25 protein-coding genes and 1 tRNA gene are annotated in these 26,484 nt (G+C 54.2%); 5 read left to right on the forward strand and 21 right to left on the reverse strand.

Annotated elements, in window-relative coordinates; genetic code table 11:
• The 4 genes from ABJG22_RS04990 to ABJG22_RS05005 form a co-directional block, all read right to left on the reverse strand.
• Positions 1–1,092, reverse strand: coding sequence for an endonuclease/exonuclease/phosphatase family protein (locus ABJG22_RS04990; protein ID WP_348019151.1), 1,092 nt, complete (start codon positions 1,090–1,092; stop codon positions 1–3).
• A 109-nt stretch (positions 1,093–1,201) separates the two neighbouring features.
• Positions 1,202–2,110, reverse strand: coding sequence for a haloalkane dehalogenase (locus ABJG22_RS04995; protein WP_348019152.1), 909 nt, complete (start codon positions 2,108–2,110; stop codon positions 1,202–1,204).
• Between the two features lie 78 nt (positions 2,111–2,188).
• Entirely contained in the window at positions 2,189–3,556 is a 1,368-nt protein-coding gene (locus tag ABJG22_RS05000) for an aromatic ring-hydroxylating dioxygenase subunit alpha (RefSeq protein ID WP_348019153.1), read from the reverse strand.
• Positions 3,546–4,112, reverse strand: coding sequence for a nuclear transport factor 2 family protein (locus ABJG22_RS05005; protein WP_348019154.1), 567 nt, complete (start codon positions 4,110–4,112; stop codon positions 3,546–3,548). Before ABJG22_RS05005 ends, ABJG22_RS05000 begins: the two co-directional genes overlap by 11 nt.
• 54 nt (positions 4,113–4,166) lie before the next feature.
• On the opposite strand from ABJG22_RS05005, the gene ABJG22_RS05010 reads away from it, so the two are divergent.
• Both ABJG22_RS05010 and ABJG22_RS05015 read left to right on the forward strand, forming a co-directional pair.
• Complete coding sequence (locus tag ABJG22_RS05010) at positions 4,167–4,715, forward strand: nuclear transport factor 2 family protein (protein WP_348019155.1); 549 nt, start codon at positions 4,167–4,169, stop codon at positions 4,713–4,715.
• A gap of 83 nt (positions 4,716–4,798) precedes the next feature.
• Positions 4,799–6,253, forward strand: coding sequence for an MFS transporter (locus ABJG22_RS05015; protein ID WP_348019156.1), 1,455 nt, complete (start codon positions 4,799–4,801; stop codon positions 6,251–6,253).
• Positions 6,254–6,337: 84 nt separating this feature from the next.
• Here ABJG22_RS05015 and ABJG22_RS05020 read toward each other — a convergent pair whose 3' ends face one another.
• The 5 genes from ABJG22_RS05020 to ABJG22_RS05040 form a co-directional block, all read right to left on the reverse strand.
• Complete coding sequence (locus ABJG22_RS05020) at positions 6,338–8,539, reverse strand: M3 family metallopeptidase (RefSeq protein ID WP_348019157.1); 2,202 nt, start codon at positions 8,537–8,539, stop codon at positions 6,338–6,340.
• A gap of 172 nt (positions 8,540–8,711) precedes the next feature.
• Complete coding sequence (locus ABJG22_RS05025) at positions 8,712–9,560, reverse strand: phosphodiesterase (RefSeq protein WP_348019158.1); 849 nt, start codon at positions 9,558–9,560, stop codon at positions 8,712–8,714.
• Positions 9,561–9,587: 27 nt separating this feature from the next.
• Positions 9,588–11,393 carry a cytochrome c3 family protein gene (locus ABJG22_RS05030; RefSeq protein ID WP_348019159.1) on the reverse strand — a complete coding sequence of 602 codons (1,806 nt, stop codon included), beginning with the start codon at positions 11,391–11,393 and terminating at the stop codon, positions 9,588–9,590.
• 15 nt (positions 11,394–11,408) lie between these two features.
• On the reverse strand, positions 11,409–12,290 hold the full coding sequence (locus ABJG22_RS05035) for a hypothetical protein (protein WP_348019160.1): 882 nt from the start codon (positions 12,288–12,290) through the stop codon (positions 11,409–11,411).
• Positions 12,290–14,740 carry a cyclic nucleotide-binding domain-containing protein gene (locus ABJG22_RS05040; protein ID WP_348019161.1) on the reverse strand — a complete coding sequence of 817 codons (2,451 nt, stop codon included), beginning with the start codon at positions 14,738–14,740 and terminating at the stop codon, positions 12,290–12,292. Before ABJG22_RS05040 ends, ABJG22_RS05035 begins: the two co-directional genes overlap by 1 nt.
• 242 nt (positions 14,741–14,982) lie before the next feature.
• On the opposite strand from ABJG22_RS05040, the gene ABJG22_RS05045 reads away from it, so the two are divergent.
• Positions 14,983–15,942, forward strand: coding sequence for a tetratricopeptide repeat protein (locus ABJG22_RS05045; protein WP_348019162.1), 960 nt, complete (start codon positions 14,983–14,985; stop codon positions 15,940–15,942).
• Positions 15,943–16,029: 87 nt separating this feature from the next.
• Here ABJG22_RS05045 and ABJG22_RS05050 read toward each other — a convergent pair whose 3' ends face one another.
• From ABJG22_RS05050 to hisB, 12 genes are all read right to left on the reverse strand, one after another.
• Positions 16,030–16,782, reverse strand: coding sequence for a siderophore-interacting protein (locus tag ABJG22_RS05050; protein WP_348019163.1), 753 nt, complete (start codon positions 16,780–16,782; stop codon positions 16,030–16,032).
• A gap of 174 nt (positions 16,783–16,956) precedes the next feature.
• Positions 16,957–18,297 (reverse strand): aromatic ring-hydroxylating dioxygenase subunit alpha, encoded by a 1,341-nt coding sequence (locus tag ABJG22_RS05055; RefSeq protein WP_348019164.1) that lies wholly within the window; start codon positions 18,295–18,297, stop codon positions 16,957–16,959.
• A 20-nt stretch (positions 18,298–18,317) separates the two neighbouring features.
• Positions 18,318–18,827 (reverse strand): nuclear transport factor 2 family protein, encoded by a 510-nt coding sequence (locus ABJG22_RS05060; RefSeq protein WP_348019165.1) that lies wholly within the window; start codon positions 18,825–18,827, stop codon positions 18,318–18,320.
• 314 nt (positions 18,828–19,141) lie between these two features.
• Positions 19,142–19,217, reverse strand: a tRNA-Phe gene (locus tag ABJG22_RS05065).
• Between the two features lie 101 nt (positions 19,218–19,318).
• Positions 19,319–19,492, reverse strand: coding sequence for a DNA gyrase inhibitor YacG (gene yacG, locus ABJG22_RS05070; RefSeq protein WP_348019166.1), 174 nt, complete (start codon positions 19,490–19,492; stop codon positions 19,319–19,321).
• A gap of 33 nt (positions 19,493–19,525) precedes the next feature.
• On the reverse strand, positions 19,526–20,959 hold the full coding sequence (locus ABJG22_RS05075) for a sodium-dependent transporter (RefSeq protein ID WP_348019167.1): 1,434 nt from the start codon (positions 20,957–20,959) through the stop codon (positions 19,526–19,528).
• 52 nt (positions 20,960–21,011) lie between these two features.
• A complete protein-coding gene (locus ABJG22_RS05080) occupies positions 21,012–21,392 on the reverse strand; it encodes a histidine triad nucleotide-binding protein (protein WP_348019168.1) in 381 nt (126 codons plus the stop codon).
• Complete coding sequence (locus ABJG22_RS05085; protein ID WP_348019169.1) at positions 21,392–21,712, reverse strand: phosphoribosyl-ATP diphosphatase; 321 nt, start codon at positions 21,710–21,712, stop codon at positions 21,392–21,394. Before ABJG22_RS05085 ends, ABJG22_RS05080 begins: the two co-directional genes overlap by 1 nt.
• An 87-nt stretch (positions 21,713–21,799) precedes the next feature.
• Positions 21,800–22,561 (reverse strand): imidazole glycerol phosphate synthase subunit HisF, encoded by a 762-nt coding sequence (gene hisF / locus ABJG22_RS05090; protein WP_348019170.1) that lies wholly within the window; start codon positions 22,559–22,561, stop codon positions 21,800–21,802.
• Entirely contained in the window at positions 22,558–23,283 is a 726-nt protein-coding gene (gene hisA, locus ABJG22_RS05095) for a 1-(5-phosphoribosyl)-5-[(5-phosphoribosylamino)methylideneamino]imidazole-4-carboxamide isomerase (protein WP_348019171.1), read from the reverse strand. The genes hisF and hisA overlap by 4 nt, the downstream gene beginning before the upstream one ends.
• Positions 23,280–23,900: an imidazole glycerol phosphate synthase subunit HisH gene (gene hisH, locus ABJG22_RS05100; protein ID WP_348019172.1), complete on the reverse strand. Its 621-nt coding sequence runs from the start codon at positions 23,898–23,900 to the stop codon at positions 23,280–23,282. Before hisH ends, hisA begins: the two co-directional genes overlap by 4 nt.
• Positions 23,893–24,486 carry an imidazoleglycerol-phosphate dehydratase HisB gene (gene hisB / locus ABJG22_RS05105; RefSeq protein WP_348019173.1) on the reverse strand — a complete coding sequence of 198 codons (594 nt, stop codon included), beginning with the start codon at positions 24,484–24,486 and terminating at the stop codon, positions 23,893–23,895. Before hisB ends, hisH begins: the two co-directional genes overlap by 8 nt.
• A gap of 114 nt (positions 24,487–24,600) precedes the next feature.
• Between hisB and ABJG22_RS05110 the strand changes: the two genes are divergently transcribed.
• The gene (locus tag ABJG22_RS05110) at positions 24,601–25,086 is read left to right on the forward strand and encodes a ClpXP protease specificity-enhancing factor SspB (protein ID WP_348019174.1); all 486 of its coding nucleotides are present in this window, start codon (positions 24,601–24,603) and stop codon (positions 25,084–25,086) included.
• On the forward strand, positions 25,083–26,477 hold the full coding sequence (fumC, locus tag ABJG22_RS05115) for a class II fumarate hydratase (RefSeq protein WP_348019175.1): 1,395 nt from the start codon (positions 25,083–25,085) through the stop codon (positions 26,475–26,477). Before ABJG22_RS05110 ends, fumC begins: the two co-directional genes overlap by 4 nt.
• Positions 26,478–26,484 lie beyond the last annotated feature (7 nt).

Raw genomic sequence — 26,484 nt, forward strand, 5'->3', positions numbered from 1 at the left:
TCAATTCGATTTCAAACCCGCCAAATAGGATGCTGCCGCATTTGATTTGATCCGCACCCACATCGGTTTGTGGTCGGAAAGCTGATACGTGCGCCAAATGCCCTTATAATATTTTGTGAGCGCCGCACCCTGCTTGTCCTTGCCACCCTTTTTCTTGCGAAGCTCGCTTTCATATTCCAGCGTATCCCCATCGCGAAAAACCGATTTGAATATCTCGACAATACCTGCGTTGGCCTTTTTAGGATCATCAGTTTGGCGATCGATGAAATTCAACGTGTCGTCGTCAGTCATGAACGCGATCTGATCATAATATTTGGTGAGATCGAGATTGGACGGTCGGTTCAGCGCATTAGGGATTCGGAATCCATGCCGTTTCAGCGCAGTCATCGTTTCATGATCCGGATGCACAATATTAAAATCACCCAGCAAAATCAGTGACCGGCCTTCCTTTTGCGCCTGCTCGGCTCGATCCCCAAAATAGTCAGCGACACGGTCAATCTCCTGGACCCGCTGCTTCAGCTTCGACCCCGAAGAGGAACCGTAGAATAGATGCACCGTACAGACATCAAACTTGAACCAACCCGACTGGAAGGCGGTAATGAACGGGGACCGCCGGAACTGCTTGCCTTGGAATAGCTCGCCTCCCTCGCCTGCTGTGTCGTCGGTAATCAGCATCTCGGTTGGCAGCACGATTTCGCCAGCAATATTCTGAAAGCGCACCTTGCGCTTGTCATAGAGATATAAGAGGCGTTCGCCGCCGCTACCCAGCTTGTGGTGGGTTTTGTCCGAAGCAATGAAATCATAATCGGGACCGAGCCGGTCCATGACCGCATGCCAGTCGTCTAGATCCACGACCTCCTGCACCGCGACAAAATCAAAGCGGGACAGAATCTCTGCAATATACATCAGGCTTTCCGGTAACCTTCTGACCTTGCCGAAATTTCTAATATTCCAGGTCGCCATCAACAAGGTCTGTTCACTGTCCTTGTCGGGCACTTCCCGATCAAGCTGGGTCATCAGCCGCTCAAGATTACCAACGACGCGCGGGCGCTCACTTTTCGGAATATATCTGAGATAATAATATTGCGGCATCGTTCGGCTTCCTTCCATCGGTTAGAAGCGACCCGGGTGTTTTTATGCCATCATCCCTAACATAATTTGCCGCTGGCGTCAGCGCCCGAAATTATCGTCAGCAATCAAGCTAGATATCACCAAAGGACTTCAGTGCCGCTGGTGCAACAACATCCCCCCATTCCTGCACGAAATGCCCAGCCTCTTCGATCAGTAGCGGTTCAGGGCAGTCCTTTACGAGGCCGTGCATCATCTTCATCACCGGCGGACCGAGTACTGGGTCGGAGCCGCCGATGGCCATGAAGCTGGGGCCCTTGAATTCGGTACTCCAGAAAGCCGCCGCCTTCTTGCTAACCTCAACGCCATCCATATCGGGCGAGACCGGCACCAAAGCCGGGAATTTCCGCGCACCGGCCTGATAGCTGTCATCCGGATAGGGCGCATTATAAGCAGCGGTTTCCGCCTCGGTCATTTGTGGCGTACCCCGCGCGATAATCTCTCCGGCATCAAAGACCGGCACGGTCAGCGCATATTCTTTCCATGCGTTGAAGCCGTCCCCCGCGCCTGTCCCGAGACCCAGAGCGGTGTTCATGATGATCAACCGCGACAGGCGTGCCTTGAAATCGGGGTCAACGGGTAGCGTCAGACCAATCAAACCACCCCAATCCTGCACCACCAGAGTGATATTGGTCAGCCCCAGCCGCTCGATCAGCGCCAGAATATGATCGCGGTGGAAATCAAACGTATAGGTTTCCAGCTCCGTCGGCTTGTCGGAGCGGCCAAAGCCAAAGAAATCCGGACAGACCACCCGCGCGCCAGTCGCGGTAAAATGCGGGATCATCTTGCGATAGAGAAATGACCAGCTCGGTTCACCATGCAGACAAAGGAACGTCTTCTCCGCATCCATGGGCCCGGTATCAACATAGGCAGCACGCAGTCCTTCATAGCCCGGCAGATCATCGACATAGTGAACCGGATAATCAAAATCCGGGATATCGGCAAAGCGATCATCAGGGGTGCGAAGGGCGGCGATGGTCATGGTGAGTCTCCTATCAACTTGTGCTTGGCTTAGCAGAAGTCACGAACCACAGGAAATGGAGCATATAGACATCGACCCTTACGCCAAATATTCATCCAGCGTCATCTGCAACTGCCGGATCCGGGCCTCCTGATAATTGCCCAGCGACTGAGCCCCTTTCTTCGAAGCTTTGGCGCCATCCCGCTGCATGGCGAGATTGTCAGTGTCCTGATCAAGAATCTCCGCGAGGACAAAACCCTCTACCGTCGTATAGCTATCCTCGACCTCCAGCCAGATCGGTTTGGCGGGCGCAGGACGCTCGCCGCTCTCGGGCAGCGGTTGCAGCACCAATATCTCATGCAGGCAGTGATCCACGTCAATCGGCCGGAACCGATAGCAGAGACGGATATTGATGCCGGGGAAGAAGAACATATTGGGAAAGAGAAAATATTCGAGGCTATCGACCATTTCGCTCGTCGACACGTCAGACAAGTCGACATTAAACTCGCGACCATGTTCCTGGCGTAGCATATCGGCATGAACTGCCCGTGCCGATGCCCCTTCAGGTAGGTCCTTCGGATCGCGGCCAAGCTTTTCGAACAGTTTTTCCTCGCTGACCGGCTGTTTCATATGCGGACTGGGGACGCCAACTGCGTGCATGAACCGACTGACATTCTTACCGAAAATATCATATTGCGCATTGGCATCGCCGGCGGTGTAAACCGCCTGCGAATGGGTTTCCAGCACATGATAGGCCTCTAGAAACGCCTCCATCGCCATCTTCCAATTTGCCGGCAAGACTTTCTGCGTGTGCAGCGCGACATAGCGATCATCCATCGGCCATTGTTTGAAATGGTCCGGCAATATTTCGAGATAATCAGCCAGCGGCGGCGCATCATCATCCATATTGATAAACACAAAACCGCCCCACAGATCGCAGCGGATTTCGGTCAGGCCGAAATTATCTGCGTTCAGATGCGGGAAGTCCCAGCGGCAGGGTATTTCCTTGAGCGAACCATCGAGATTGAAGGTCATGCCGTGGAAGGGGCAGCGGATATGCGGGCGCTTGGCGTCGCTGCTGCCTTCATTGGCGAATTTCATGCCGCGATGCGGACAGCTGTTCACAAATGCCCGTATCTTGCCATCGTCGCCGTGCACGACCATAATCGAATAGGGTCCGACATCATAAACATGCTGATTGCCGGGCGCGGGAATATGCTCCTCGCGACAGGCCCATTGCCAGGTCCGGTTCCACATCCGGTCGATTTCGCGATCATGGAAGGCCGGGTCGATATAGCGATCGAAGCTGATATCCTCGTCGCCGAGAAATTCATATTGCTCGGCCCGCATCGCGGCCGGTGGATTGTCGCCGTCGGCGTCCATGATATCCTGCATCGAGGGGCCCGGGCAACGTGCCTCACCCGGTGCCAGTGCCGGATCGGACGGCTTTGTCAGATCATAACTCATGATGTGGCTCCAATTTGCGGCGCATCGCCTTACGGTCGTACAATGGGTCGGAAGGCTTTCGCGAACCGACAATCATGGGCGTATCGCTTAGAAAATCGTCGGTGCAGGGATCGTCGCGGACCCAATCCACCAGCTCTGATCGATAAGCGAATTTCCAGGTGCCCCCGCGCCTCTCCATCCGATCAACATAGCGCCCGCTGATCAAAAGATCGCGCTTCTCGCCCGCCTCATTGGTCAGCTTGTGATAGGCCTGATAATAGACTTCGCCAAAAGCCTCATCGCCCGAAATCTCGATCAGATGCTGACCGAGCATATGATGATTGCGGTCATGTGTTTTCAGGGCATCGATGCAGAATTCGGCAAAGCCGTCCGGGCCGCCTTCGTAAATGCCGTAGCTGAGGAAAGCGTCGTCCCAAAATTGCGCACGAAGCAAATCGCGATCCAATCGATCTAGCCCGCGCATATAGAGCGCGGCCAAATCCCGGATCGCCAGATTGGCCGTTACGGCGGCTAACTCTGTTGCACTAATCGGCTCTCTCCTGTTCTTTTGAGGCATAGTAGGGGCCGCAAGCATCAGGTAAATTACCGTTATCGATAGCAGGAGTTTTACATGTCAGATGAAACAGGCCCGAATAATCTAAAGGCGCAGGAACCGGGCCGGGTGCCCAACGCTGCGGAACTGGCTGATCGCGCCGCCATTGCCGAAATCATCGCCCTGCACTGCCGCGGCGTCGACCGAGCAGATGAGCAGACGTTGAAAAGCTGCTACTGGCCTGATGCAACGACCGCTTATGGCAAGGATATGGTCCCGGCCCACGCATTTTGTGCGGAGCTCGTGCCCGCGATCAAGGCGTTCCGACAGACACATCATGTCGTCACGAACAGCATATATGCTTTCGACGGAGCGCAAGCGCGGGTGGAGAGCTATCTGGTCGCCTTTCACTATTTGGCCGGTCCAGATGGCGAAGATAGCGAAATGACTTATCTTGGCCGTTATCTCGACCAGTTCGAAAAGCGCGGTGATATCTGGAAGATCAAACATCGCGAACCGGTGATGAGCTGGAGCCAGAATGCGGCCACCACCCATGACGCCGACCACCCGGCCCTGTCGGCGCTCCGCCAGGCCGCCCGCTTCCCGGATGATATCATCTATAAATAGCCCGCGCCGGTGCCGGACCGTTCGTCAAGGTCACCGCAATTCCAGTAGCTTCCCGACTCCATTTGTGCGACGCTGCCGATACTTTGAAAAATCGAGCGCCCGAACTCCAATATCTGACTCTCCTTGACCGCTTGTCCTACGGCCTCGGCGGGGCAGTCTATGCGGTCAAGGAAGCGGCATATATCATGTTCGTCTTGCTGTTCTACACGCAGGTCATGGGACTCAGCGGAACCGCGACGGGAATTGTGCTGTCGATCAGCCTGTTGTGGGATGCAGTGTCAGACCCGATGGTGGGTAGCTGGTCTGACCGGTTCAAGAGTCGTTGGGGACGGCGGCATCCGTTCATGATCTACAGCAGCCTGCCGCTAGGTCTTGGCTTTATCGCGCTGTTCGCGCCACCGGAATTCGTGCTGGGCAACGAGCTATGGCTAGCGGGATGGCTGCTGCTCTGCTCGATCTGGATCCGCACGGCGCTGACCTTTTTTTCGATCCCGCATTACACGCTGGTTGCAGAGATCACCCAGGACTATCACGACCGCAGTGCGCTGATGGGGCAGCGTACAGCCTTTCTGTTTCTCACCACGCTCCTGCTGCCCTCCGGCAGTCTCTATTTCCTGTTCGGCGAGGGCACCGGAGGCGATGGCCGGTTTGTTGCCGAAAATTACGTGATCTACGGATGCTTGTCAGCGCTGATCATCTGGATCACGGCAACCGGATGTATAGCCGGCACCTGGAAATTTATCGGCCACACCCGCATAGATCCGGAACGCGCGCCGTCAACTCCCGGATTTCTGGGATTATGGCGCGATTTCCTCTCGACGTTCCGGAACCGCAACTTTCGCAATCTGCTCTGTTACGATCTGGCTGCGACCGCATCCTATGGCATCACGGTGGCGCTGAATATCATCTTCTGGACCTATTTCTGGGAACTGGATGCGAACGAGACCGGGCTGGTGCTCGGCCTGTCTGTGGTGATCGCCGTACCGATCGCGATGGTTTTTCTGAAAACCATCGGTCGACGGATGCACAAGCATGATATCATCAAATGGGCCGTCGGGATCATGTTGCTTGATCTGACCTGGCCGTATCTGCTGCGGTTTCTCGACCTGATCCCGGATAATGACCATCCTGTTATATTGGCAATATTAGTGACCCAGAACGCCGTTTTCATGAGCTTCTTCATATTGCGTATCGTTGCCATCACCTCTCTCACCGCCGACCTGACCGATGAGCATGAAGCGGAAACAGGCCTCCGGCAGGAGGGCGGTTTCTATTCTGTGCTGCAGTTCACCACCAAGCTTGGTGGCGCTGTGGGGCCGCTTTATGGCGGCTTCGCGCTCGACGTCGTCGGACTGAAAGAAGGCATGCGACCCGGATTGGTCGAACAGCCGATGCTCGACGCTCTGGTCTTGATCGGGGCCGCCGCCATCATCCCGCTGATGCTGATTGCCTTTTTCTTCGCCTTCCGCTTCTCGATGACAGAGGAACGGTTGCTGCAAATTCAGGGGCTGATCGCCCGGCTCCGGCGACACGAATAAAAAGGGGGCCAAGAAGCCCCCTTTCCAAATTCCCGATATCGTCGCGGCCGATTTCACCGCGTCGTCGATGCTAGCCTTGTCGGCTCACTCCCCCGGTACAGGGAAGCCGCGCTTCTTGAGGATATATTTCACCTCTGGATCGCGGCCGCGGAAGGCGCGATAGGCTTCCTTGCGGTCGGTTTCGTTGCCCGTGCTCAGGATGATCGAACGAAAGCGCTCGGCGGTGTCGGCATCCCACACATCACCGGCTTCTTCAAAAGCTGCCCATGTGTCGGCGTCCATCGTTTCCGACCAGAGATAGCTGTAATAGCCAGCCGAATAGGCGTCTGACGAGAAGAGGTGGTTGAACTGGGGCAGGCGGTGACGCATCACGATTTCTTTCGGCATACCAATTTCTGCCAACGTCTCGCGCTCGAACGCATCAGGGTCGGTAACCGCCTCTTCGCGGTTGTGCAGCTTCATATCGACAATCGCGCTCGACAGATATTCGACCGTCGCAAAGCCTTCGTTGAAGGTTTTTGACTTATTGATCTTGTCGACCAACGCCTGTGGCATCGGTTCGCCGGTTTCGGCATGTTTCGCATAATTGTCGAGCACATAGCGCGTCAGCAGCCAATTTTCGTTTACCTGGCTGGGATATTCGACAAAATCACGCGGCGTGCCAGCAAGGCCCGGATAGGTGATGTCATAGTTCAGGTAATGCAAAGCATGGCCAAATTCATGGAACAGGGTTGAGGCATCATCAAGGCTGATCAGCGTCGGCTGTCCTTCGCCGCCCTTAACGAAATTATTGTTGTTCGACGCCAATACATAGCGATTATTGCCGCCCAATTTGTGCTGACTGCGATAGGTGGTCATCCATGCGCCCGACCGCTTGCCTTCACGCGCATAATTGTCGAGGTAGAATAAGCCGATCAACTTATCGCCGCGCTTCACTTCGAATGTCCGGACTTCCGGATCGAATACCGGAACGCTTCCCGTGTTGTCGGTGAAGGTCATGCCATAGAGCTTGCCCGCTGCGTCAAACATCGCGTCAACCATATTGTCGAGTTTGAAATAGGGTTTCACTTCTGCGGCATCGAGATCATATTTCGCTTTGCGAACCTTCTCTGCGTAGAAACGATAATCCCAAGGCGCGATGGTGATACCAGCAGCTTCAGCATCCGCTACTGCCTGCATATCGGCAACTTCTTCCTTCACGCGACCAACAGCGGCAGGCCAGACTTTCATCATCAGGTCCATGGCCGCTTCCGGATCTTTCGCCATCGTGTCGGCCATGCGGTAATGGGCATGGGTCTTGAAACCCAGCACCTTAGCGCGGTCAGCGCGCAATTTGAGAATTTTGGCGATGGTCGCATTGGTGTCATTATCGTCACCATTGTCACCGCGGTTGATATAGGCGTTATAGACCTGCTCCCGCAAATCGCGGCGGGTCGAGTTTTGCAGGAAGGGCTGCATCACGGAGCGTGTGTTTTTCAGCGCCCAGCCTTCTTTACCCTGCGCCTCAGCAGCCCCCTTGATCGATGCGATGAAGCTATCGGGGAGTCCCGCCAGATCAGCTTCATCGGTCAAGTAGATATAGGTTTCTTCATCCGCGAGCACTTTGTTGGAAAATTCGTTGAACGCCTTTGACAATTCGGTGTTGAGCGCGATGAGTTTTTCTTTCTCAGCGCCTTCCAACAACGCGCCGTTGCGAACAAGCTGTTCATAATTGCGTTCTACCAGGCGCAGCTGCCGGGCATTGAGGCCTGCATCAGCCCGACCATCATAAACCGCTTTGGTTTTTACCAGTAATTTGGGATCGAGGGTCAGTTCGTTGAAGAAAGCCGAGACTTTCGGTAGCCACTCGCCCTGAATCTTGCGGACTTCTTCATTGGAGAGGTTGCTGCTGTGGACACCCCATACTGAGAAAAGTTCATTCGCATCATTGCCGGCGAGCTCCATCGGAACGGTGAAATTTTCAAAAGTTGCGGGTTCAGGATTGTCTCGAACGGCGACAACTTCCGTTTTGACCTTGTCCATGGTCGCCTGAAAAGCAGCCGGAAAATCCGATACTTTCACTTCATCCCATGGTGGTACACCATCATAGGGGCCGGTCCATGCTTCAAGGATGGTATTTTCGCTCGCAGTAGCGGGGGCAGACTGCATCGCACTTAATTTGTTTAATTCTGCAGTGGTCATTTTTTCCCCATGATTGTCGGCGAACGCCGGTGTCGCAGTCGCGCCGAAAAGCGCGGCGCTGGAAACGCCCAGAAAAAATTTGCGGCTGGAAATCGTGAATCGCATTTTTTGCTTCTCCAAATATCGGACCCTAGTCGCGGGTCTCTGCAAAGCGCTCTAGGCGCAGTTGGCATCCGTCTAGCCAAAGCGGAGCGGAAAGGCAAAAAAGGTTGCGTAGGAAATCAAATATTAGACGAACAGCAATTCTCTATCGATGAACGACATTGAGAGGAGTTGGCTATTTTGGTCGCTCCGCCAGCAAGGCACGGACCAGTGGTTGCAGGTTCTCGTCATATCGCGCCAGCATGACATGCTCTTCTGCATTTTCGAAATGGCTGATCAACTGGCGGCCGTTCCACCAATGCAGTGCTATAGCTGGTGGATCGGCGACGATCATATTGCGGCCATCGGGATTTTCAGGATCAATCGGTTTAAGGTCCAAAGCCACCTGTGGCGCAGTCGAGGCACAAATTGCCAGACTGACATCACCCCACCATGTTGAAATATTACGATGTAAATGCCCGGTGATCATGCCCTTGACCTGATCATGGCCGGCAACCGTTTCCGCCAGACGCGAAACCCATGGTTCATCGGGATGGGTGTTCATCCACTCAATTCCGCTTTCCACCGGCGGGTGGTGCAGAATCAGGATCGTTGACTTGTCTTGCTTTTCCGAAAGCTTGGTCGACAGCCATGCAGCGCGGGTATCGCAAAATTCACCGCCATGCCTGCCCTCCTCCAGTGTGTCGAGAAACAACAAGCGGAGTTCCGGCATATCCACTTCATATTGGATAAAGCCATCAACAGTCGGAACGTCGGGAAACTGCTTGCGGAAAGGCCCTCGTAAATCGTGATTGCCAAGGCACATATAGACCGGAAAAGGCACAACAGACAGAGCATTTTCTAACCTACGGTAGCTTTCCTGATCGCCACGATCCACAAGATCGCCGGTGGCCAGCAACAGATCCGGTCGCGGAGATATTGCGCAAATCGATTTGATCGCCTGATCAAGACGCTTACGATTAAATTCTGCCGGATTGTCTGGGTCAAAGCCCAGATGAATATCCGTGATCTGCGCCATCAACATGGACGCTCCCCCTCTTTCCCCGTCACCCTAGTGGCTGGCAATCTTCTTCTCCGGTCGTTTCTGCTTTTCTTTTTGTTGTTCTTTGATCAGCCAGGGCAATCCATCATCAGGATGGTAGTCATGGCACATCGCACATGTCGAAGGCACATCAGATGTCGTCTGAAACTCCCCGCCGTGACATTCGCGGCATGTCTTGATTCCCGGTAACAGCAGATCATCGGCTTGTTTGGATGTCGGCGCATTGTGACAGGTCGAGCATTCTTCATCATTATGCGCTTCGTGGCTAAACCAGCCCTTGTGCATATAGCGATCCGTCTGGGTCACCGGTTTGATGCCATAATCGACGCGCCCCGGCGCGCTTGGTGGAGTAATGCCATGGCAATCAAAACATGCTCCACCACGCGAAAATACTTGGCTAATCGCAAGATTGGCGCGGCCCGGACGGAACTGCACCGCGCGAGCATAATCACTGGCAACGCGGGCCTCGTTGCCGCCTCCGGGACGGCGGCGTGCCATCCCGCCAAGATTGATCGGTCGGGTCGGCCGCGTAGACCGATAATAAGCCCTGAGGTCAGCCTGCACCATGGCAGGCTCGCCGTGACGCAGAGTCCGGACCGTACTGCCGATCTCGTCAAAAGCCAGACTATGGCACATGCTGCAATCATCCTTCATGTCGACCGGCTCAAAGCGCACCCCCTGAGGGTCAGGCGTATGACAATCTTTGCACACCAGCGAAGGTCCGAATCCGAAATCTGCCGACAGTCTCCGTCCCATTTGCGCGACGCCTCCTGTCTTGGATAGATGCACATCATGGGGAAATTTCAGGCCATTATATTCAGTTGGCTTCTGATCGAGCGATATCCGTTCCCTTTGCGGATTCTTGCCGCCCGGGGCGACCAGCACAGCGGGCCGAAATTGCGGGTGTTCAATGCCGAAGTCCGACGCATTTTTAAGCTTTGTGTCGGTCAAGCGCCCATCCATCCCGTTGTGACAATCCGCGCAGAATTTTTGCGCAGTGGGTTCCATAGCACCACTGCCTTCATGCTCGCTGTGACATTCGACACACCTGCCCGGCGGCTTGTTAAACGCAGACGCAAAAGCAGCACCAACTTTTCCAAATCCTTCGGGTGCCCCGCGTGCTGTTAGCAAGCGCGGTTTGGCAGCATGATCATGGGCATCTTCTTCGTGACACGTAAGACAAGTCTTGTCTTGGACCGTGACAAAGGCATCGACGTGGCAGGCTTGGCAATCTTTCTCGAGCGCATGATGCGCGCTACTCAGAGCGCCCGATGACCACATGGTATCAGCATGAAACTGGTCTGGTCGCTCCTCAACGCCGCGCCATGTGGCCCATGTGTATATCGGCCAAGCAAGAAATGCCGCTAGCACCAAAGCAACAAATCCCCACGCAGTAAGCCTTTTGCTCGGGAGCAAACCTTTGAGCGTATACAATGTCGACTCGCTGCGCATTGCTTCGGAATCCGCCAAAGCCTCAACCCGCTTGACGGTCAGAATAACATCTTCGGCCTCTGCGCTGACGACTATGACATGACCACCAAAACCGACTTCCGCACCTGCAGATGGATCTATGGTGACCGATGTTCGATGTTTGCCATCCAGCTTGAAATTCTGACCCGACGTACTTTCGACAATGATCTGGCCATCGTCTCGCTTGCGGATCACGGCGTGATCCGGATTAACCGCAAGATCAGCTAAGTGGATTGCATTTTCGGTGCTCCGGCCGACTCCGATTTCATCTGACGAAAACGGGTTGGACCGAATAATCTCCCGTCCAGCAGCCGTGGTTGTGATTTGGCGAACAATGAAGCTCATGCTTGTTCCCCCATCCTACCAGTAAAAAAACACGCTGATAATATGTGCGGTCAGCGTTGCGATCAGCGCGAAAGTCATAGGTACATGGATGAACAGCCATATTTGCAGCATCGCTTTGAGCCTCAAATGGCGGCGAACACGGCCGAGCGTGGATTCCTTCTTCTCGAGCAGCAACTCGACCTTGTCCAGCGGATCGTCACCACCCATTTTGGGTTGATAGGCACGCTCACGGCGCAGGTCAGCCTGTGCCTGTCGGGTCGCGCAATCTGAATATTTCCCGGAAATCCGCTGCAAGAAGCCGCCGCCGAACGGGTCTTGCTCTAGCGATTGCAAAACCAAGGTCGCATGCCCTGCCGAAAGCGGCTGCGCTGATTCGTGCAACTGCCGGTCGAGCGATCGCAGGTTCTCGAGCATCTCTGTCTCCGTCATTTCATCGCGATTATCCGACAACGCCTTCGGAATAGTCACATAGAAATAGATTCCGACAATGCCGGAAATGATCACGATCATCATGAATACGTATGCCGCTGTGTGGACGTTCCAACCTAGCTGGAAACCAGTGTGCAGCGTGCCGATCACGATCAAACTCAATCCAAGATAGATATGCGCAGACGTCCAGGCTTTGAGGGACCATTGGCCAGCGGTCATGGCCCGTTTACGTACCCCCAACATCGTTAACCAGAGGATCAAAAGCGCGCCGATCGTTCCGAGCGTATAACCATACCAACTGCCGCCATTGTGGCGCGGCGAGACATCGATGAAAATATAGCTGACGATGCAAATCAACATGATTGCGGAAGATATTTTCAGCCAGCGGAAACCTGCATGCCGTAGGAAGCCGTCGTGCATCACAACTTTTTTACGGCCTGATTCGGCGGACATTGCCTGGCTCGCCATCAGATATCCTCCGCTTCAAGCTTGGAGACGGTTAGAAAGTCTTCCGGCACCACGCGAATAGCCGCGCCGGTCGGGCAAGCACGAACACAGGCAGGTCCACCGTTGATTCCGGCACACATATCGCACTTAATAGCCTTTTTTGGTTTTTCGATCGCAGGATCGCTATTCTCAGAAGTCCATTGTTTGTCCGGCTCGCCCGGTCCCGGTCCGTTACCAAAGAACAGCCAGCTCAATAGGCTAGGTTTCTTCGGTGGCACCTTGTCCATGCGGATCACGCCATAGGGGCAATAGCGTTGACAATTGCCACAGCCGATACAGCTATCATCAATAAACACCTCACCATCGGGACCACGATGAATGGCGTCAGGTGGACAATCGGACATGCAATGCGGATGTTCGCAGTGGCGACAGCTAGTCGGCACATGGAGATGGGCATAGGTTTTGCCAGCTTCACGGTCGAGCCGCGAGAGGCCTTCGTGACTGTCGGCACAGGCCTTTTCGCAATTGTCACAACCGACACACAAATTCTCGTCAATCAAAAGCACGTCCGTGGCTTCACCAATGCCATTATCGACAAGAAAATTGGCGATCCCCGAATACATATCAACAACACCCGAAAAACTGTCCTTTTTCGCTTCGACAAAAGCGTTGATATCCTGCCGTGCGGCCATTTCCTTCTTCGCTTTACGCATCAAATCGGGATGTGCGTCGAGCACTATCTTGAACGCATCGCCGTTAATCTTGATGACTTCCGATTTGATCGCCGCCTTGACCGTAGCAGTCCGATAACCACCGGCGATCAGCGTCATTTCTCCGACATAAGAACCAGCCGGCAGATATGATAAGAATACTGGTTTTCCGCCAATCTGTTTCTCGACCACCATCGATCCGACCCGAATGACATAGATGTCATTGCCCTCCGCGCCTTCCTCGATAATCGCTTCGCCAGCGCGGACATTGATGATTTCGCTGGTTTCGACGACCTCGGCAATATCCTCTTTGGTCAGGCCTGATCCAAACATCTGCAACAACTGCCGCTCAGTCGAAATCTGGGTTATCCTGCGTTTCGCCGCAGGGACGGATGCTTGTAATTTTAGCGCAGCCGTGCGCGAAATCTCGACCACGATAACATCTTCGGCCGCCTTGATCGTTGCGCCGCGCCGACGACCAGAAATCAGACCGACTTCACCAAAGATAGATCCTTGCTCGATGGGAACTGTGATCGAAGGATCGTTGGGATTGATTTCTACTGCGACCGAACCATCGGCAATGGCAAAAAGCGAGCTTCCTGGGTCACTTTTTTCGAATATCACATCGCCCCGTCGATAGCTTTGCGGTTCACTATCGAGCATGAACTCACGCATCTGCAAAGGAGACAATTCATTGAGAATTGCCACGTTGGAGCGGAAAAATTCTAACCAGTCGTCAACCGAGCGACCTTTTGGCAGGTTGCTGAACTTGGCTTCGAGTATCGGTTCATCGGCAGGCTTGAGATCGGCATTGCCATTGATGAATTCGATAACATCATGGCCCTGATTCATACAGTGCTTGATCAACGGATAACCGGCGAGCGCTCCAATGACGTAAATGCCCTTCTTGGTGCTTTCAAACGCCGGTGATAATTTGGGATAGGCCTCGCGATCCTCGCTGGTAAACTCAATCCCGCATTCTTCGACAAATTTGCGTGGTGGCGCGCTACCCATCCGCGCAATGATCCGATCGCATTTGATCGTTTCCTGTCCATCCCGGGTTTCCAGCACCAGCTCTCCATCCTTGACTTCGGCAGGCGTGGTTTCGTTGCGGATCATTACCTTGCCTTGCTCGCCCGCCTCCATCAGCAGCTTCACATTAGCCTTCTTGGCTCGGGCAAATTCTGCAGAGCGGTTGAGAATGGTCACAACATTATTCTGCGCCGCATCAGCCGCAAGGCCCAGCGCATTTTCTATTCCGGCATCGCCGGAACCAATAACGGTGATATGTTCATCAAAATATTCACCCGGATCATCAAGTTGATATTGGACCAACTTATTGTCGCCGCCAGGGCAGCGCATCAAATTGGGATTGCCCTGCGTCCCGATGGCCATGACGATTGTTTCAGCCAATATTGTGTCGCCATTTTTCAAGGTGATGGTAAAATTACCTTCGTCCCCTTCGATTTTGACCGGCTCAGCATTGTGCATGACATTCACGCCATGGGCCGCCGTTTGCTCATCCCATGTGCCTAGAATAGCTTCGCGTTTACCCGCGTCAAAATCCATGTCCGAGCGCAACACCAGCTGACTGGGTGTCGCCATGACATGCTTGCCCTTTTGATATTTGTAGATGGTGTCGGAAAGATGATCGGTTTTTTCGAGCAACACATGCTTGAGCTTCAGCTGTGCAGCGCGTCCAGCCGCACTCATGCCCGCTGGCCCGGAACCGACTATAGCAACTCGAAACTTGTCCGACACGCGCCTGCTTTCCCCTTATCGCTTTCCCAAACCAACGCATCCTCATACGTTTTGATGATCTGGTTCTGCTTTCTATTCGGCTGTAGCGCGACCCAAAAGATTGAACTTTGGCAGTATCTTATCAAAAAGCCATTCCATTGCCAGTGCAAAATATCACAGCCATCTCAGCGCTTGTCATGTAACGGACGGCTCCGTATCTCTAAACGGAAATGTCGCGTCACAAAACAGCTTGGGAATTGACCATGGCGAACTCAAAATCATCGATGACTCTCAACCGGATCATACTGATTGCAGCAGCCTTACTGGCATTGGGCGCTATTGCTGTGCAGATTTACCGTGGCACGAGTGATGACTCCGGCGCGACCTCGCCTGTCGCTGGGAACGAAGCTGAACAGGCTGCAAGCGTAGACGAAGTGATCGGCGGTCTGGAGAAAAAACTGCAAGAGAGTCCGGACGACGCTGAAAGTTGGCGAATGCTGGGGTGGAGCTATTTTGAAACAGCGAAATTTGCCGAATCGGCCACTGCTATGAAACGCGCCACTACGCTCGACCCTGACAATCCGGAATATTGGTCGATGCTGGGCGAGGCATTGGTCATGGCAAGCGATGGACAGCAGGTACCGCCAGACGCCGCCGATGCTTTCCGCAATGCTCTGAAACATGATGCAAAGGACCCGCGCGCGCGCTATTTTCTCGCGGTACAGAAAGACATCGCAGGCGATCATCAAGGCGCTATCAATGACTGGTTCGCGCTGCTCAAAGATACCCCCGCCGACGCGCCTTATGCCGCCGATATTCGCCGGGTCATTGGACAAGTAGCGGAGAATGAGGGCATTGATGTCGCCGCTCGCCTAGCCAAGGTCACGCCAGCGGCTCCAACCGGAGGGACAACCACCGATGGCCCAGCAGTCGCCACAGCCGCAATTCCCGGCCCATCGCGTCAGCAAATGCAGGAAGCCGCCGCTCTGCCTCCCGGTCAGCAGGAAGCGATGATCGCCAACATGGTCGATGGCCTAGACAAACGACTGCAAGCCGACCCCAATGATGCCAATGGCTGGATCATGCTGATCCGCAGCCGCACGCAATTGGGACAGGATGTGCAAGCCAAACAGGCTCTCGAGCATGGATTAGAGGCATTCAAAAATGATGGGGCAGAAGCCAAACGAATCAGAGAGGCAGCAGCTGCGTTAGGAATTAGCTAGATGGCCACCGATACTGGGCGTGGCTCTTGGCAACCGCGTTCGACCAAGCATCCGCGTGGATATCCGTCAACTTGGTAACTCACTCCCTTAGGGAGCCACTTCTGCATCAGCGCGCTTGGCTTTCTTGTGCTCGTCTTCAATCAGACCGCGTTTCCAATAGCTAGAAATATACAGGCGGTCCGGTCCAAACGCCTGTTCAACGCGCAAATATTGGCGCATCAGTTTCATCGCTTCGAACTCACAGGCGACCCAAGCATAAACCAAATCTGCCGTCGATGGCAGCGCCCTAGTGGCATCGACCAACAGTGCAGGATTGGCACCAAGATCAGCGTCAACCAACCAATGGATGGTGACACCAGCCGGTTTGGCAATATCCTGCTTGTCGGCAGCATCGCGAACGAGAAGGATCGCATCCCCAGTTGCATCATCTGGCAACGCTTCGAGATTGATAGAAATTGCCGGTAACGCGGTCATATCGCCAACCAGCAGGAACGGACCGCGCCCTTCCGGCAATGGTTTGGCCGCACCAGGACCACCGAGCATCATCGTATCACCCGCTTTTGCGTTGATTGCCCAACTGGTCGCCGGACCCGAGTCCTCATCAGAACCGTGCAAAGCGAAATCGACATCAATATCACTCTCTGACTGACTTCTTATCGTATAGGTCCGCACAACGGGTTTTCCGCCTTCGGGGCCATCCAACCTGAGTTTGACATAGCCACCACTCTGGCCGCTGGGAAAACCTTTAAGGCCTTCACCACCAAGTGTGACCCGGTGTAGATTGGGGGTAACGCGAACGCTATCTATAACAGTCAAAATACGTGGTTCTGGTCGTGCCATAAGATGTTCCGTTTGAGAGAATGAGGGAGGAGAAATCACCGCGGCTTCATTGCCACGAAGATTAAACCAAAATGCTCGTCATCTCGCAACCTCAATCGCGCAATACCACTCAACGGAAATATTAATACCGCCATTGGCGGAATCTTGTTTGGGATATTCTACATCAGCCGAGGATTAGCGTTTCATCCACTGTTCCAACGTCTCATGAAAATAGCGCATCCGACTTTCCTGACCCGCTAGATAATCGCGCCCATAGCCTCTCGAATGGAGACCTTTTTGCTGCTTGTTCCAAACCGCGATATCCTGATCAATCGCCGGCCCTGCAGATACTTCATCTGCCTTGCCTTGACAGTGAACCGCAGGATTATCGATTGATGTCAGCGTCTTCATTGTTTGCGAATAATATTCCGTCACACCTTTGGGAAACAGCGTCATATACCACATGTCAAAATAGCATTTTTCAGGATCCGATTCATGCGGCCTTGCGCGCAGCCAGATATTTCCATCGGGCTTGAGGCTGAACGACAGATTAGGGAAAATCGTATAATGCCAATGATCGGTCAATTGCTCATCATGATAGCTTGAAAAGTCAAAACCCTTTTCTTCACCCAACAATCGCTTTTGCTTTTGCAAATCCTTGCGCATGTTTGATGTTTTTCCGGAGCGATATTGATCGGGATCCAGTTCCCAAAACTCCAACTCTTCCTTCATCATTTCGAGCGTTTCATTTTCTCCACCTTTCAGAGTGGAGGTCGGGATCGACCCCGGCATCAACATTCTGCAATGCCCCTCGGGATAATGATCAAATTGACTATTCTTGTAGGAATATTCCATCACGAACTTGGTTTCGGGATGAACGAAAGGAACATGATAGGACTCACTAAAATTATCCTGCACCAGTTTCCAATTGAAATCCCCCTCAATCGTTACCCAATGGGTGCGGATCATCTCTTCCATAGGGTAGCTGTCAATCTGGTCAGCAATCGGGCCCAGGAACTCCTTCAGAGGTGCGCAGTTTTCATCCATATTATACCAGACAAAACCGGCCCAACTCTCGCAAGGGATTTCCACCAAATTCAGTTTGCCGCAGGGGCTTCCTTGTGCGAAGTCGGCTTCGTCAGGAACGAATTTCAACTTTCCCTCCATGTCATAGGCCCAGCCATGATAAGGGCAGGTTAGCCGCTTCGCATTACCGCATCGGTCTGGCATCAACTCCATCCCGCGATGCTGACAGACGTTGTAAAAGGCCCTCACCTTTCCGTCATTAGCCATGGTACAAAGGATGGACTCCCGGCCAAGTTCCGTCGTCACAAAATCACCGGGCTTCTGTATCTCTCTCGACAGACAGGCGATCTGCCAGGTTTTCGTCCAGATCGTCTCCCATTCCTGGTCCATAAAATCCCGCGAGAAATAACGGTCGGCAGTAATGGTTGTGTTTTTGAACACAGGTTCGGGCCGCTTGGATTTGTCCGCCATCGGACGCTTCAAATCATACTGCTCTGCTGTCGTAGCCATGTCGTCCACCCTCGCTTATGTTAGCAAAAATGACCATAAGACGCGTCACCATTGCCGCGTCGACCAAATTGCATGTCTCCAGGAGCCTCGCGGTCCCAACCATCACTGCTCCGGACATTAGAATTCCAGTCATAAACAGCGGTACGACTACTTATTTTCCAAACACCATCCCGGCACTCAAACGTATCGAGATAACGACCCGCGGCAACCATCTGCTGATCATTTCCATCTTGTTTCAGCGCGTGCTGGGCAATGAAATAGCTCTCGCCGCTTGCCGAATCTCCATCCACCTCGATCAATATTTGACCGATGAAATGTTGCGTATGTTCCATCGAATGCAGCACCGGAATCACCCATGCGACAAATTCATCGATCGATCCTTTGAAAGAACCATGATCATCATGCGCATCTTCATGAAACTGAGCTTTCAAAAGCTGCGCATCGCAACGATCAATGGCTCTAGCCGTGCGAGACACCAAATCAGTGCATGCTTGTTTGGCGGCCAATATTTCAAGACTTAACATGTTCATGAGCGATCACCCTTCGTTGACGTTACATGCCCCCATGAACGAACGACGAGGAACCCCCAGAATTGACAGTCTTGGGGTCTATTCTCTGCGCAGGGGTCTAGAAATATAAAAACGTAGCGCCTGGCACCGTCCAGAGAGATCAGGGAATAGATTATCAGAAACAGAGGCAGAATCTGTTTATCCTGCCTGCCCTGTCCATCGTCTGCATATTCGCAGTTAGAAATCGGCTTTTCGTCAACCAACAACTAACTGCTAAATACGGACAAAACCAGATTTCGGTCTATCGAAAGAAAGACCACAAAAACAAAAAAAGGTGGTGCCCGAGGGCGGATTCGAACCACCGACACAGCGATTTTCAGTCGCTTGCTCTACCAACTGAGCTACTCGGGCATCTGGGCTAGCGCAATGCGCGGGCCGCGTTAGGAAGCGACGCTATAGGCGTGGGGATTGCCGCTTGTCTAGCCTAAAAATGGCGGTTTCGTTACGCCTGTTCAACCCTCCCCGTCACGGCCGGAATCCCCGGCAAAATGATCGGCAAGCTCGTCAGGAGAAACCGCTGGCCCAGGTATTTTATAGCCATCATCCAGCCATTGCAGCAGATCGCGATCCTTACACCCGGCGCTGCAAAAAGGCGCCCATTGTTCAGTACCCGTCTTACGACACACAGGGCATTTCGGTTTTCTCATTCCGGTCAAGGGCTAGCCCTGCCCGACGAGATTCGGGAAGACGGCAAAGACAAAGATCAGCGCCACACCAATGGGCGAGAGCCAAGCAACCAGAAAACGCCACAGACCAAATAACGGCCCTTCAAGACCGGTCTCTGCCGCGATCAGCTTTTTGTCAGCCCGCCAACCGATGAAGACAGCGGTTAGAAAGGCAGTGACCGGCAGCAATATTTTCGACACCAGATCATCGATTGTGTCGAAAATATTCTTGTCTTCAAACAGAGTGAAGAAGCCCAGCGGCCGGACATCGCTCCAAATATTGAGCGACAAGGCACAAGCAACGCCAATCAAGAAAATGATCCCGCCGATCAGCCAGGTTGCAAGCCCGCGGGTCCAATTAAATCTGCGCATCGCCCAAGCGACCACAGCCTCGAGCAGCGAAATGGAACTGGTCAAGGCTGCAAAAAAGACCAGAATGAAGAATAGCAATCCGACCAAAGAACCGGCAGGCATGGTGTGAAATGCAATCGGAAGAGACTGGAATACCAAGGTCGGACCAGCCGCTGCATTTAGGCCAACGGCGAACACAATCGGAAAAATCATCAAACCGGCAATAAGCGCAACGCCTGTATCGGCGAAGGCGATCATACCGGCGGTTGGCGCAAGCTTGGTTTCTCGCGATACATAGCCACCATATGTGATTAGAGCGGCGGATGCGACGCTCATCGAAAACAAGGCCTGCCCCAGCGCATCATTCATAACCGCAGGGGTCAGCTTGCTAAAATCCGGGGTGAACAGAAACGCCACCGCTTTGGCAAATTCGCCGGTAAAAGCACCGTAGATAGTAATCAACACCAACAGCACAAAAAAGGTCGGCATCAAATAGGTTGCGGCCTTTTCAATACCATCCGTCACACCGCGCGCGACGATCCAGATGGTCATGACCATGAACAATGTGTGCATACCCAGCAGCATCGGGATATTGGTAAAAAGGTCCGTCATCCGGCCAGGAATAGTATCGGGACTTTCCGAAGCCAGCGCCCCCGCTAAGGGGTTTCCGGAGAAGAGCGTGCCCAGAAAATCGCCGGCCATCACGCCGACATAATAGAGAACCCAGCCGGCAACCACACTGTAAAAGGTAAGAATCAGAAAAGCGTTCAGAACGCCTATTCCGCCAAATAGGCCCCATTTTTTGCTGACATTGGAATCTTCCGCGACCTTGACGACGCTGTGATAGGCGTCGCTGCGGCCGTGGCGCCCAATCAGTATCTCGGACAAGACCATCGGCAAACCAATCAGAAGGATACAGCCGATATAAACTAGGACAAATGCACCGCCGCCATTTTCGCCAGCCAGCGTTGGAAACCGCCATATATTACCTAGGCCAACCGCCGCGCCAACTGCTGCCAAAACAAATGCCGTCCGCGAGGACCAACCCTCACCACCCGGTGCTATTGCGCCTGCCATCGAAATATTCTCCCCAAAATCTAGGACCGTTACGGCCTTGTTACGACTGTTACTAGCTGCGCATCAACATGGGGCCAAGTGGTTTTCCGGCAAAAATATGGACGTGGAGATGCGGAACTTCCTGATGCCCGTCCTTGCCGATATTGGCGAGCAGGCGGTAACCGGGCTCCACCATGCCCGCTTCGCGCGCCACATGGCCCACCGCGCGGACAAATCCAGCAATCTCTGCCTCGCTCGCGCTTACCGCGAAATCATCCCAGCTGACATAGCGCCCTTTCGGGATCACCAAGATATGGTCAGGGGCCTGCGGATTGATATCGTGAAAGGCGAGCGCCCATTCGTCTTCGTAAACGGTTTTGTTGGGAATTTCGCCGCGCAGGATCTTCGCAAATATATTATCGTCATCATAAGCCAGGGTCGGGTCAATCGCCATCAATTCGCTCCTCTTGCGGCTTTTTCTTCCAGTCCAGACAGGCCTTCGCGGCGCGCAAGCTCTGCTATTACGTCGTCCAGAGACAGATCCATGTCCGCAAGCAATACCATCAGATGGAAAAGCACGTCAGCGGCCTCTCCAGTCATAGAGGCCTTATCATCCTGCACTGCGGCGATCACCGCCTCCACGGCTTCTTCCCCCAGTTTCTCTGCCATTTTAGCCCGCCCCTTGGCGCGGAGGCTGGCGACATAGCTTTGCTCGGGCTCCGCGTCGCGGCGCTGCAAAATCGTAAGTTCGAGAGATTTCAGAATATCGGTCATCACAGGCGGTTTGCGCGACCGATCGCCTGTTCGTCAAGTCCTAGCGGCACAAGTTTATACGCAACGCATAAACGGGCTGAACCTTGATCAGGTCCGGGCGGGAAGATTGGCGGCGCGCAGCGCGGCATGGGCATCGGCGATCTTGTGCTCGCCAAAGTGGAATATCGAGGCCGCAAGAACCGCATTGGCATGGCCTTTGGTCACGCCCTCTACCAAATGGTCAAGATTGCCAACCCCGCCGCTGGCCACGACCGGAATCGATACTGCATCAGCAATGGTTCTGGTCAGTTCCAAATCATAGCCGTCGCGGGTGCCATCGCGGTCCATCGACGTCACCAGCAACTCCCCTGCTCCCAGTTCTGCCATCCGCACGGCATGTTCCAGCGCGTCGATACCCGTCGGCGTGCGGCCACCATGGGTGAAAATTTCCCAGCGCCCCTGCTCGACCCGGCGGGCATCAATCGAGGCCACCATGCACTGGCTGCCGAAGCGGGTAGCAATATCGCTGACCACTTCTGGCCGCGATACGGCCGCGCTGTTGACCGCGACCTTGTCGGCACCGGCCATCAGCAGCGCCCGCGCATCATCCGCCGTGCGCACGCCGCCACCGACCGTGAAGGGCATGAAACAAACCTCGGCCGTACGCCGGACGACATCGATGATCGTATCACGATTTTCATGGGATGCGGTGATGTCGAGGAAACATAGCTCGTCAGCCCCGGCCGCGTCATAGGCCTGCGCCTGTTCGACCGGGTCGCCGGCGTCCTGCAGATCGACGAAATTAACGCCCTTCACCACGCGGCCATTGGCGACATCGAGACAGGGAATGACACGGATACGGACGGTCACCGGTTGGCCATCGCAATCGCGGTCGCCAGGTCCAGCCGTCCGTCATATAGCGCGCGCCCCGAAATCACGCCCTCGATTCCGTCTTTGGCAAATTGGCTGAGCATGTGCACGTCGTCTAAGCCTTTGACTCCGCCGCTGGCGATCACGGGAATATCGACGCCCCGGGCCAGATCCACCGTCGCTTCGATATTACAGCCGGTCAGCATCCCATCGCGGCCAACATCGGTAAACAGAATGGAGGCGACACCCGCATCTTCAAAGCGACGCGCCAGATCGCGGACGCTGACATCCGACACATCGGCCCAACCTTCGGTCGCGACCATACCGTCCCGCGCGTCCACCGCGACAACGATACCGCCTTCATATTCCTTGGCCATATCCTTGACAAAATCCGGGTCCTTGAGCGCCGCGGTTCCAATCACCAACCGCGCCACGCCCAATCCGAACCAGCGTTCGACCGTTTCGCGATTGCGAATACCGCCGCCCAGTTGCACATAGCCCGGAAAGCTTGCGACAATGGCTTCTACCGCTTCCGCATTGCGCGGCGAACCCGCAAAAGCGCCATCGAGATCAACGACATGAATATGTTCGGCACCGGCAGCAGCAAACAGGCCTGCCTGTTCCGCCGGGTTGTCGCCATAGACCGTAGCGCGATCCATATCGCCTTCTGCCAGACGCACGACTTCGCCGGATTTGAGATCAATAGCGGGAAATACGATCATGGTTTCCACTCCAGAAAACGGTTGAGAAAGGCCAGCCCATAAGCCTGGCTTTTCTCCGGATGAAATTGCACACCGACAATATTGTTGCGACCAACCGCCGATACCAGTGAGCCGCCGTGGCTGGTCTTGGCTAGGATATCCGCCTCGTGCGCGGTATCAAAATGATAGCCGTGCAGATAATAAGCTTCGCCGGACTCGAGCAGATCATGGTCCTCGGTCGGGGTCACGTCATTCCAGCCCATATGCGGAATTTTTATAGCATCGCTTGCGGGTTCAATTGCTGTTACGGTGCCGCCAATCCAGCCGAGACCGTCATGCTCGCCAAATTCTATGCCTTTGTCCGCAAGCATCTGCATCCCGACACAAATCCCAAGAAAGGGCATGGCTTCGGCCCGCACGCGCTGCTCCAGCGCAGCCACCATTCCGTCAATTCCGACCAGAGCATCGCGGCAGGCCCCGAAGGCGCCCACGCCTGGTAATATGATACGGTCCGCCCGCGCCACCAGCTGCGGGTCGGCGGTTACGGCCACATCCCCAGCTCCCGCCGCCATCAGTGCATTGTGGACACTGTGCAGATTCCCGGCGCCAAAATCGATCAGCGCGACAGTCTCAGCCACCCAATTGCCCCTTGGTCGAAGGGATCGCATCGCCCTTGCGCGGGTCGCGCTCTACCGCCTGGCGCATCGCGCGGGCGAAGCCCTTGAAGATGCTTTCCGCGATATGGTGATTATTCTCGCCATAGAGCAGCTCTATATGCAGTGTAATTCCAGCCGCATCTGCGACGCTGTGGAACCAGTGTTTGAACAATTCGGTATCCATCTCGCCGAGCCGTTCCTGCGTAAAGGCGGCATTCCAAACGAAATATGGGCGTCCAGAAATATCGAGTGCGACCCGACTCAATGTCTCGTCCATCGGCGAATAGGCACTGCCGTACCGAACGATGCCAGCCTTGTCACCGAGCGCCTGTTCGATCGCCTGCCCCAGCGCAATGGCGCTGTCTTCAGTGGTGTGATGCTGATCGACGTGGAGATCACCCTTGATCCGCAATTTCAGATCAATCAGCGAATGACGCGAAAATTGTTCGATCATATGGTCAAGAAAACCAATGCCCGTCGACACGTCATATTGACCGGTTCCGTCAAGGTTCAACTCGACAAAAATCTCGGTTTCCTTGGTGTTTCGCTCGATTGTCGCTGTTCTCATGCAACAGGCCTATAATGGCTTCGCAAAATCAGGCAAGAATTTCGCGGCCTTTGGTGAATAGTAAATTCATTTTACGCTCTTGACCCCATGCTCGCTTCGCGCCACCTAGGGCAAATGAGTGATGATGCCCTAGATAGCCTGATTCCATATGACGAAATCGTACAGGAAGCCCTGCGTGCGGTGGTGAGCCGCGTGCTCGGAGAAGTGGAGAAAGACGGGCTTCCAGGCGAGCATCATTTCTATATCACCTTCAAAACCCGCGCTCCCGGTGTCGATATACCCGATCATCTAATCGCAAAATTTCCGGATGAGATGACGATTGTCATCCAGAATCGCTATTGGGATCTGAAGGTTGACGAAGACCGGTTCGAAGTCGGCCTAAGTTTCAACCAGATCAGTTCTATGCTGCATATACCGTTTGCGGCGATCACCTCTTTCGTAGACCCGGCGGTGGACTTTGCCCTGCAATTCCAAGTCGATGAGGTCGAAGGCGAATTGAACGACCATGACCCAGCGGAAAATGACGGTGAGACGGATAAAGTCGAACTGGTTGATGATGGCTCCAACGTCGTGACAGTGGACTTCGGCAAGAAAAAGTGAGCGAAACTCGCACCGAGACCGACTCTCTTGGCGAGGTAGAAGTCCCGGCCGATGCCTATTGGGGTGCTCAGACACAGCGCAGCATTGAGAATTTCCCTTTCCCGCGTCAGGAACGCATGCCAATCCGACTGATTCATGCGTTGGCTGCCGTCAAACAAGCAGCGGCACGGGTCAACGGCATCCATGGCCTGGAACCCGAAATTTCGGCTGCGATTGAAAAGGCCGCTAACGCCGTACGGACCGGCGAATATGACAATCAATTTCCTTTGACCATCTGGCAGACCGGGTCCGGCACCCAGTCGAACATGAACGTCAATGAAGTGATCGCCGGCATCGCCAATGAAACAATATATGGCACGCGTGGCGGCAAATATCCGGTCCACCCCAATGATCATGTCAATCGCGGGCAATCGTCCAATGACAGCTTCCCCACGGCTATGCACGTCGCTGCGGCACGGGCACTGGAAGTTGAGCTGTTCCCGGCGCTCGAACAACTGCACGACGCCTTGGCGCAAAAAGCGCAACGATGGAAAGCCATCGTAAAAATCGGCCGCACCCATTTACAAGACGCGACGCCGCTCACCCTGGGACAGGAATTTTCCGGCTATGCGGCCCAACTGGTCGCCGCGCGCGACCGGATCGAAAGCGTCCTGCCCCGATTGCTCCAGCTGGCGCAAGGCGGCACGGCGGTGGGAACCGGCCTCAATGCACCTGAAAATTTTGGCGAACATATTGCCAATGAGATATCGAAGATTACCGGCCTGAAATTCACCTCTGCGCCTAATAAATTTGCCGAGTTGGCAGCCCATGACACGATGGTTGAACTGTCCGGCGCGCTGAACACGCTGGCCGTGTCACTAACCAAGATTGCCAATGATATCCGCCTTCTTGGTTCCGGACCGCGTTCCGGCCTTGGTGAGCTGGACTTGCCAGCCAATGAACCGGGCAGCTCGATCATGCCGGGCAAGGTCAACCCGACCCAGTGCGAGATGCTGACGATGGTCGCCGCGCAAGTCATCGGCAATCATCAATCGGTAACTGTCGGCGGACTGCAAGGCCATCTGGAACTCAATGTGTTCAAGCCGCTGATTGGTGCCAATGTACTGCGCTCTATCGAGATTATTTCCATCGGCATGTCCAGCTTCTCCGAACGCTGTGTGGAAGGGTTGGAAGCAAATGAAACGCGAATAAGGGAACTGGTCGACAATAGTCTGATGCTGGTCACCGCCCTCGCTCCGGTAATCGGCTATGACAAGGCCGCAGCCATTGCCAAGCACGCGCATAAAACCGGTCAGACATTGCGTGCCGCAGCGTTGGACTTGGGGCTGGTTGACGAAGAAACCTATGATGCCCATGTTAAACCTGAGAATATGGTGGGAAATGCCAACTAGCTTGGGA

It is taken from the genome of Parasphingorhabdus sp., assembly GCF_039939955.1.
Classification (GTDB): domain Bacteria; phylum Pseudomonadota; class Alphaproteobacteria; order Sphingomonadales; family Sphingomonadaceae; genus Parasphingorhabdus.

Coding starts and splice junctions, on each gene's coding strand:
- ABJG22_RS04990 (WP_348019151.1), bottom strand. CDS start 1,092: ATGCCGCAATATTATTATCTCAGATATATTCCGAAAAGTGAGCGCCCG.
- ABJG22_RS04995 (WP_348019152.1), bottom strand. CDS start 2,110: ATGACCATCGCCGCCCTTCGCACCCCTGATGATCGCTTTGCCGATATC.
- ABJG22_RS05000 (WP_348019153.1), bottom strand. CDS start 3,556: ATGAGTTATGATCTGACAAAGCCGTCCGATCCGGCACTGGCACCGGGT.
- ABJG22_RS05005 (WP_348019154.1), bottom strand. CDS start 4,112: ATGCCTCAAAAGAACAGGAGAGAGCCGATTAGTGCAACAGAGTTAGCC.
- ABJG22_RS05010 (WP_348019155.1), top strand. CDS start 4,167: ATGTCAGATGAAACAGGCCCGAATAATCTAAAGGCGCAGGAACCGGGC.
- ABJG22_RS05020 (WP_348019157.1), bottom strand. CDS start 8,539: ATGCGATTCACGATTTCCAGCCGCAAATTTTTTCTGGGCGTTTCCAGC.
- ABJG22_RS05025 (WP_348019158.1), bottom strand. CDS start 9,560: ATGTTGATGGCGCAGATCACGGATATTCATCTGGGCTTTGACCCAGAC.
- ABJG22_RS05030 (WP_348019159.1), bottom strand. CDS start 11,393: ATGAGCTTCATTGTTCGCCAAATCACAACCACGGCTGCTGGACGGGAG.
- ABJG22_RS05035 (WP_348019160.1), bottom strand. CDS start 12,290: ATGGCGAGCCAGGCAATGTCCGCCGAATCAGGCCGTAAAAAAGTTGTG.
- ABJG22_RS05045 (WP_348019162.1), top strand. CDS start 14,983: ATGGCGAACTCAAAATCATCGATGACTCTCAACCGGATCATACTGATT.
- ABJG22_RS05050 (WP_348019163.1), bottom strand. CDS start 16,782: ATGGCACGACCAGAACCACGTATTTTGACTGTTATAGATAGCGTTCGC.
- ABJG22_RS05055 (WP_348019164.1), bottom strand. CDS start 18,297: ATGGCTACGACAGCAGAGCAGTATGATTTGAAGCGTCCGATGGCGGAC.
- ABJG22_RS05060 (WP_348019165.1), bottom strand. CDS start 18,827: ATGAACATGTTAAGTCTTGAAATATTGGCCGCCAAACAAGCATGCACT.
- ABJG22_RS05075 (WP_348019167.1), bottom strand. CDS start 20,959: ATGGCAGGCGCAATAGCACCGGGTGGTGAGGGTTGGTCCTCGCGGACG.
- ABJG22_RS05080 (WP_348019168.1), bottom strand. CDS start 21,392: ATGGCGATTGACCCGACCCTGGCTTATGATGACGATAATATATTTGCG.
- ABJG22_RS05085 (WP_348019169.1), bottom strand. CDS start 21,712: ATGACCGATATTCTGAAATCTCTCGAACTTACGATTTTGCAGCGCCGC.
- hisA (WP_348019171.1), bottom strand. CDS start 23,283: ATGATCGTATTTCCCGCTATTGATCTCAAATCCGGCGAAGTCGTGCGT.
- hisB (WP_348019173.1), bottom strand. CDS start 24,486: ATGAGAACAGCGACAATCGAGCGAAACACCAAGGAAACCGAGATTTTT.
- ABJG22_RS05110 (WP_348019174.1), top strand. CDS start 24,601: ATGAGTGATGATGCCCTAGATAGCCTGATTCCATATGACGAAATCGTA.